The organism is Hyphomicrobium sp. (assembly GCF_036833075.1).
GTDB lineage: Bacteria > Pseudomonadota > Alphaproteobacteria > Rhizobiales > Hyphomicrobiaceae > Hyphomicrobium_C.
Genome location: NZ_DAITQL010000130.1, coordinates 1 through 7,726, shown reverse-complemented (window position 1 = coordinate 7,726; position 7,726 = coordinate 1). Strand labels below are relative to the sequence as shown.

Annotated in this window: 4 protein-coding genes and 1 pseudogene; 4 read left to right on the top strand and 1 reads right to left on the bottom strand. The window is 60.8% G+C overall.

What is annotated here, in order from left to right; genetic code table 11:
• Positions 1-157: 157 nt before the first annotated feature.
• Positions 158-1,048: pseudogene (locus V7082_RS20845) on the bottom strand (YifB family Mg chelatase-like AAA ATPase); the annotation flags it as partial.
• Between the two features lie 71 nt (positions 1,049-1,119).
• Between V7082_RS20845 and V7082_RS20840 the strand changes: the two are divergent.
• From V7082_RS20840 to V7082_RS20825, 4 genes are all read left to right on the top strand, one after another.
• Positions 1,120-1,548, top strand: a complete 429-nt coding sequence (locus tag V7082_RS20840; protein ID WP_334151554.1) for a hypothetical protein — start codon at positions 1,120-1,122, stop codon at positions 1,546-1,548.
• On the top strand, positions 1,545-3,098 hold the full coding sequence (locus tag V7082_RS20835; RefSeq protein WP_334151553.1) for a recombinase family protein: 1,554 nt from the start codon (positions 1,545-1,547) through the stop codon (positions 3,096-3,098). The genes V7082_RS20840 and V7082_RS20835 overlap by 4 nt, the downstream gene beginning before the upstream one ends.
• 504 nt (positions 3,099-3,602) lie before the next feature.
• On the top strand, positions 3,603-5,507 hold the full coding sequence (locus tag V7082_RS20830) for a UvrD-helicase domain-containing protein (RefSeq protein WP_334151551.1): 1,905 nt from the start codon (positions 3,603-3,605) through the stop codon (positions 5,505-5,507).
• A gap of 727 nt (positions 5,508-6,234) precedes the next feature.
• Positions 6,235-7,359, top strand: a complete 1,125-nt coding sequence (locus tag V7082_RS20825; RefSeq protein ID WP_334151550.1) for an AAA family ATPase — start codon at positions 6,235-6,237, stop codon at positions 7,357-7,359.
• Positions 7,360-7,726 lie beyond the last annotated feature (367 nt).

Below are 7,726 nucleotides of genomic sequence, written 5' to 3'. Positions count from 1 at the left end.
AGGCAGTAGGCAGTAGGCAGTAGGCAGTAGGCAGTAGGCAGTAGGCAGTAGGGATGCTGTCTACTGCTTTGCATTGAGTGATCGGATCAGCGCGTTGATTCCATCGCCAACTGCCAAACTTTGAGATCGCGGTAAGAACGATCATCACATCACTGCCTCACGCCACGCGCTCCTGACGCAGCGTTTCCCCGCGGTAGGAGAGGGCTTCGGCGATGTGGGCCCGGCCCACGGTGTCGACGCCGTCGAGGTCGGCGAGGGTGCGGGCGACGCGGAGTGTGCGGTGGAAACCGCGCGCGGAGAGCCGCAGCGTGTCGGCCGCCTGTCGGATCAGCGCGAGTCCCGCTTCATCCGGCTCGGCGATCTTTTCCAGCAGGTGTCCCGCGCACTCGGCATTGGTGCGCAGGCCGGTCGCGCCGTGCGCCTCGAACCGCTGTCGCTGGCGCGCGCGGGCCGCCGCGACGCGGGCGCGGATCTCGACGCTTCCCTCTTTCGGCGGCGGCAGCACGAGGTCGGCTGCGGAGACCGCCGGGACCTCGATCTGCAGATCGATGCGGTCGAGCAAGGGCCCCGAGACGCGCCCCTGATAGTCGGCAGCGCAGCGCGGGCCGCGCTTGCAGGCCATGCCCGGTCCGCCGCCACAGCGGCAGGGGTTCATCGCGGCGACGAGCTGAAGGCGCGCCGGATAGGCGATGCGGTGGTTCGCCCGCGCGATGATCAGCTCGCCCGTCTCGAGCGGCTGGCGCAGGGCGTCGAGGGCGGCGGGCTGGAACTCCGGAAGCTCGTCGAGAAAGAGGACGCCGAGATGCGCAAGGCTGGCTTCGCCGGGGCGTGGGCGCGTGCCGCCGCCGACGAGGGCGGCCATGCTCGCGGAGTGGTGCGGCGCGCGGAACGGCCGTTCGGTGCAGAGCTTGCCGCCCATGAGCTCGCCGGCGAGGCTGTGCACCATGGAGACGTCGAGCATCTCCTCGGGCGAGAGCGGCGGCAGGATCGACGGCAGGCGCGCGGCCAGCATGGACTTGCCGGAGCCCGGCGGGCCGATCATCAGTACGATATTTACAATAGACCTTTTAGGTCGTAGCTGATTGTGCGTGTCAATCGTTGAACGCGAATGGAGGGAAGATGCAACGAACGCTACTGGCGGGACTCTTTGCCTTGGCTGTGATGTCGGCGGCAACTGCGCAGTCAGTCCCTAGCGATGTAGAGGCGACTGCAAAGAAGGTTCTCGGCAGAATTGACGTGACGATTGCAGCGGTATTCACGGCGAACCGCTCGACATTGGATCAGACGTGCGGCGAGAAAGACAAATTTTTTCACATATCAAGCGGGATCAGCAGGCTTGAATTTGCGGCCATGAACGTCTCGGAGCGAGAACAATACATCCAATTGCTACAGGGGCAAGTCAGATCCAACGCGCTTATGCATGAGGCGATGAGTGAGCGCGAGAGAAAGTTATTCTGCGACGGAGTGCGCGATGCCATCGAAAAGTACTCCGTCAATTTTATGGACCGCTATCCGCAGCTCTTTGAGAAGCGCGGGAACGACCGATGAAGAATGGTCGGCATAAACCGAGGGCGTACTCCTATTTGCGTTTTTCCACACCGGAGCAGGCGCATGGCGACAGTCGCCGTCGTCAGGCCGATCTCGCCGCGCAATATGCTCAGGAGCACGGCCTTGAGCTTGACGACAGCTCTTACGCTGATCTCGGCATCTCTGCATACAAGGGCAAGAATGTCGAAGTGGGCGCTTTGCGGCGGTTCTTGGAGGCGGTCGAAGATGGTGTAGTTCCCCAAGGGTCATTCCTACTTGTCGAAAATCTTGACCGGCTTACGCGCGACCATATCGTGCCCGCCCAATCGTTGTTCCTTCAGATCATTAGTGCGGGGGTGACAATCGTCACGTTGGCGGATCGGCGCTCGTATTCGGTTGAGAGCGTGAACGCCAGTCCGACCGATTTAATTATCTCGCTGCTTTCCATGATGCGAGCCCATGAGGAAAGCGCGATAAAGGGGCGAAGGGTTCGTGCGGCCTGGGATGCGAAGCGGCGGAAGGCGGCCGACGAACCCTTAACGGCGCGAGGGCCGGGCTGGCTGCGCCTTGACAGGACGAAGGCCCCGCCGAAGTGGGTCGTGCTCAAGGATCGCGCGAGGACCGTTAAGCGCATCTTCAAGATGGCTGCGAAGGGCATCGGCCAGCACACCATTGCGCATACGTTGAACAGTGAGGGCGTTCCGACGTTTGGTCGCGGCAAGGTATGGCACCGATCCTTCGTAAAGAAGCTCTTGGAGAGCGCGGCCGTCGTCGGGACTCTGACGCCACACACGCAATCTCATGACGTGACAGGTAGGCGGGTGCGGACGCCGGGGAAGCAGGTGCCGGGGTATTATCCCCGCATCATCGACGACGAGCTATTCAACGATGTTCGAGCGATGCGCCTTGAAGGTCGGCGGCAGCCGTCGCCCAAGGGCTCCCGTCGTCCGACACATATGCTCGCCGGGTTAGCGCAGTGCGGCCTCTGCGGGGCCTCCATGACGCGCGTGTTCAAGGGGGCCGGTCCCAAAGGCGGGAAGCCCAAGCTCGTCTGCTCCGTGGCGAAGGTCGGTGCTGGGTGCGAGTACCTCGGCGTCAACGTGGAGGATGTCGAGCAGGCGATTGCCGACAGTATCGGCTTTCTCACGGGGGCGGCTCCGGCGGGAGACGACCATCTAGACTCCGAGCTAGAACGTCTCGAAACGCTGCGCATGGCCATTGACGATCAGTTGAGCAACGTCGCGGACGCCATCGCATCAGGTGCAGATAGCCCCACACTGCGGGCTCGTATGCGGGCACTTGAGGCGGAGCGTGAGTTGCGGTCAAAGGAGCACGATGCGCTTCTCGAAAAGATCGCTGCGGTGTCCCGGCCGAGCATCGAAAAGAGGCTCGCAACCGCGCATGATCTCATCGCTCGCGATGCTGACAAGGCCGCGATCAATGCGGCTCTGAGGCAGTTGCTCCGGGCGGTCGTCGTGGACCGCAAAGACGGCAAGCTGCGGTTCCATTGGGCGCACGGCGGGGAGACTGAGTTGACCTTCGCGTGGCCGCTGGAGGACGCTGAGGCGTAGTCAGTGGCTTCGTGCCGGTGACGGGAGAGGCGTCGCGCGGATGAGGGCGCGGCGCAGTAGGATGCTCAACGTCGGGTCGTCTAGCCGGCGGGACAGGGCTTCGTCCCGGATAAGAATCTGGCGTAGCTCACTCACGATCTGCTCGGTCGGATCGGCCATCGTCGGCTTCCCTCGATTCGTTCCACAGGCTCATCATTGCGGATCGCGGCGTACCGGGGATAAGCTTGTCTCGGGATAGGAGGTCCTGACCGTGGGGCATTGGGAGCAGATCGGTGCCGAGCGGCATCGGCAGGGGAGCCGTAAGGAGCCCGTGACGTGGTGGCGGAGGGCGCTGGGTGGGGCGCTGATGGTGGCCGTTGCCGGGGCTTTGTGGGCCGCCGTCTTTAGCCAACTCGCCTGACGAGGGATCTGGTGACTACCTCTGCGGGTCTCTCGACATACGCGCCATCCGGGGGCAGAGTTTGCTGATTACTGATCATTTCAACAAACAGACTGCTGGCGGGGATGCGACCATACCTGAGCTTTTCGATTGATCAGCTTGAAGCTGAATTTGACCGGGCGCGTACTTCTAACGACAAGAAGGCGCTCAAGGTGCTTGCTAAGGAATTGACTTTCCGAAAAACGCCGAGAGCCCGAGATCTTCAGGATGCTGTGCTGGCAGAGACCCGGGGGAAAACGGAAAAGGAAGCTCCCTCGCACACCGCCGGCAACAAATCTGGCGGCCGGTCAGGCAGTGGATGCCGGCCCGGTGGCAAGAAGCCCACGCACTCGCCCACGGACGAGCAGCAAGATGCGCTCGATTGCTTCGGGACGCGCGGATCTCTGAAGATCAACGCTTATGCGGGCAGCGGCAAAACCTCCACTCTAGAAATGCTTGCCCACAGCACGACTCGTCGAGGTCAGTACATTGCGTTTAACAGATCCATCGTTCGCGATGCTCGTGAACGATTTCCAGACACGGTGAACTGTTCAACCACGCACGGGCTCGCATTCAAGGCCGTTATGCCTCATTACGGCAGCACGACAAAACTGACTGAGCGCATCAACGCCAATCAGCTTGCTGAGATTCTTGAGCTAAAAAAGTGGCGTATCGACAAGGACCACGCGCTTGTTGCCCGTTCTCAGGGATTCCTAATACTCGAAACAATTCGGCGCTTTGCTCAAAGTGCAGATCCTGAGCCGAGCGCCGTACATGTTCCTCGGCACGGTTCGTTGGCCGCCGCTCCCCCAGAGACCTTGAAGCTTGTTGATGAGTTCGCGGTGGCCGGAGCGAAGCACGTATGGGCTAAGATGGTCGATGCCGACGATGCAGTTCCTTTGGGCCACGACGGATATCTGAAGCTCTGGGCGCTTTCTCAGCCGAAGATCTTGGGAGACTTCATCCTACTCGACGAAGCACAGGACACGAATCCGGTTGTTCTCGACGTGCTGAGCAAGCAGTCGGCACAAATAGTCTACGTCGGGGACAAGTACCAGCAGATCTATGAATGGCGCGGTGCCATCAATGCGATGGAGAAGATTGAGACCGATCACGCCGTCCGTCTCTCGCGGTCCTTCAGATTTGGCCCTGCCATCGCAGATGCCGCCAATGCGATTCTCTCATTGCTCGGTGAAACGAAGCCGCTGACGGGCAACCCAAAGATTCAGAGCAGGATCGCAGAGGGTGCGGGCGGTGGCACCATTCTAGCTCGCACAAATGCTTCAACCATCGGCGCGGTAATCGAGGCGATTGATACTGACCGTCGGCCCCACCTCGTTGGTGGCAACGACGAGCTAATGAAGATGCTGAAAGGTGTGCAGGATCTTAAGGAGGGACAGCCGAGTACCGTCCCCGACTTCTTTGGCTTCGAGAGTTGGCAAGAGGTCGTAGACTTTGCGAAAAGCGGCGAAGGCGGTCACCTTCAGACATTTGTGAATCTTGTCGAGGGGCGCGGGGAGCGTCAACTTATGTGGGCGCTTAACCGCACCGTGGGGCCGGATGAAGCGGATGTGACAATCTCAACGGCGCACAAAGGGAAAGGGCAAGAGTGGCCCTCAGTCCGCTTGCTAGATGATTTCCTCAAGTCCCGCGCGACGAAGCCGCCAACTGCATCAGATTCTGAGGATAAAGGGTTTGATCCGGCAGAGCTTCGTCTGTTCTACGTTGCGATCACAAGGGCAAAGGAAGTTCTGGATCTTCCCTCAACGTATCACGGCCTCGTCGGCTTGGAATCGGACAGCGGTCAACCGTCTCGCCCTACGGAGCAAGTTAGACAGTCATTTCCGCAGATCGTCGAGTCGGCAACTCAAGTGCCTCCGCCTGGTTATTGGAGCCGCCCTGAGAACTATACACCGCCGACCGTGCCACCGGCAGAACCCGCAAGCCTCCCCCAGAAACGCAAGGGACTGTTCGGCCGCTTTTTCGGCTAGGATGAAGAAACCGGCACCGTCTATCGCGGAAGACGCAGAGCTAGTCGAGAGCGAGGACATCACGTCGCCCTGACGGGTCACTCGGGAGGCGGTGCTCGCCCTCGCGCACCTCTATCCTTCTGAGGCGACTTCCGGAGCCGCCGCAGAGGCCCCGCGCGAGTCCGTACAGGGCCGTTTGGGGGCTGGTTGGGGTAAGGGACTCGGAAAACCCCAAACGAGTCTGTAGGGGCGTCCCAGGAGCCCCTGCGAGGGTGCGGCAGGCTGACTCAGCCGGGAGACTCCTGGACGAGGCCGGCGGTAGGGAACCGGACTGTTCGGGGCCAAGGCTGGCCGGTGGGGAACCCCTTGGGGGAACCGTGCGGCGGACGAGGATAACCACCCCCATTATGGATTAACGGCCCTACTTCAGATTAAGGCCCCCCATTTTAGATCAACGGAACGTCACCCTCTCAGGGTCCCGATGGTGCCTCGCCGGGCTATTTGGTGACCTATTTCGCACTAGCAATCTCGGGGCTCTTAGGCGAGGGGCTGCCCCCGAGCCAGCAAGCTTGTTTCCGGTTTCCCTTACTTACTAGGGATGGAAACCTGGAAATGTTGTTTTTCCACAATGACTTAGGCGCTGGGCTGTCTGGCGCTGTTTCCGCCCCGGTTTCGCACTTCAAAGAGCGTTGGTTTCCGGGGTCTGGAAACCCTTGGAGCAACGCTTCCGGGGTTTGGGTGCCCCATTATGGAAGACGCGCATCTTGTGCATGTCAAAACGGAGACAATGAAGACCACAATCACTCCCACTAAAGATCAGACTACGGGAACCTCGCGCCGCAGGACGGCCATTTCTCGGAAGCACGGCGACAGAGGCCCCCGCATACGGCCGTTAAGCGACCTACTGGACGATGACACGATCAAACCTCGCCAGCAACTTTGTGGGCCGTGGCTCTTAGAGCGCGGCTTCACGATGGTGTTCGCGCCGACCGGCGTGGGCAAGAGCTGGTTTGCGATGGGCGTTGCCGCCGCCGTCGCGGGTGGCGGATCGTTCGGCCATTGGTCGGCGCCCGAGCCGCGCCGTGTGCTCTACATCGACGGCGAGATGGACACATCCGACCTTAAGGGCCGCTTTCAGGCCGCGATCAGTGCAGCGCGTGATACGAAGGCGGAGATGATCGGGCAGAATATCATCCTCTATGCGCGTCATGATCAGCCCGAAGGCGACACGTCATTCCCAGACTTCGGCAGCGACGAGCATATCGAGCGCATCCTACAACGCGTTCGTCAGGTGCGCCCGCAGCTTGTCGTGCTCGATAACCTCAGCACCCTTGCCACCGTTGACGACACCAACGCAGCATCGGCATGGGACCCGTTCCTCAAGCTGCTACAGCGGATCAGAGGCGCGGGGGCCGCAGTGCTGGTCGTGCATCACGCCAACAAGGGCGGAGAGACGTACAATGGTTCGTCCAAGATCCCCGTGATGTTTGACGCGCTGGTGAGGCTGCGGCCCCGTACCGTCGTTTTCGACCGGGCGGGTGCCGCGTTTCTTCTGGACTTTGTGAAAACGAGAATGCTGACAGAGGACGCCAGCCGGACGTTTACCGTCGCCTTTACCAGCGAAGGATGGTCTTGGGATACGTTAGTCAGCACCGATGTTCGCGACCTTGTTCGCCGCCTCCTGGACGGCGAGTTCAGAACGCAATCCGGAGCCGCAGCGGCGCTTGGCAAGTCGAAGGGCGAAATCTCGAAGATGCTCGGGAAAGCGTATGAAGCTGGGATCACAACACGGGAAGCAATCGTCGCGGCGCTTGCGGCGGCGGTAAAGGAAGCCGAAGACGATGTTGAGGGAGCACCCATCAATGACTTCTAGAGCGGGCTATGCTCAGCGCAAGAGGCATTAAGCAGGAATTGTCGATGCGCGACCGAAGCGCCGCCCGACGAGACATCAAGCAACGATTGCCGGACGGCACCAGCAGTGACTTCTAGTAAGAAGCACTACCACACCGCTTCAAGCGCGGCCCCGAAAGGCATTAGCAAGGCGCGGCGAGGGGTCCTAAGGCCATCGGAGTACCAAGCCAAGATATCTCGATACCTCTCGGCCGGTCATCACCTCGTTAGCGGGTGTAACTCTGACCGGGCGAAGCCCCTTTCGCAGGTTGCAATTGAAGCTGGCATGAGTCTGCCTGAACCGCCCCGGGTTTGCCGGAGGCTCCAACTCTTGAGAGACTGGAGCCATG

What these genes read in the sequence shown, in the direction of transcription:
- V7082_RS20835 (WP_334151553.1), top strand. Translation starts at nt 1,545, where the DNA reads ATGAAGAATGGTCGGCATAAACCGAGGGCGTACTCCTATTTGCGTTTT.
- V7082_RS20825 (WP_334151550.1), top strand. Translation starts at nt 6,235, where the DNA reads ATGGAAGACGCGCATCTTGTGCATGTCAAAACGGAGACAATGAAGACC.
- V7082_RS20830 (WP_334151551.1), top strand. Translation starts at nt 3,603, where the DNA reads ATGCGACCATACCTGAGCTTTTCGATTGATCAGCTTGAAGCTGAATTT.
- V7082_RS20840 (WP_334151554.1), top strand. Translation starts at nt 1,120, where the DNA reads ATGCAACGAACGCTACTGGCGGGACTCTTTGCCTTGGCTGTGATGTCG.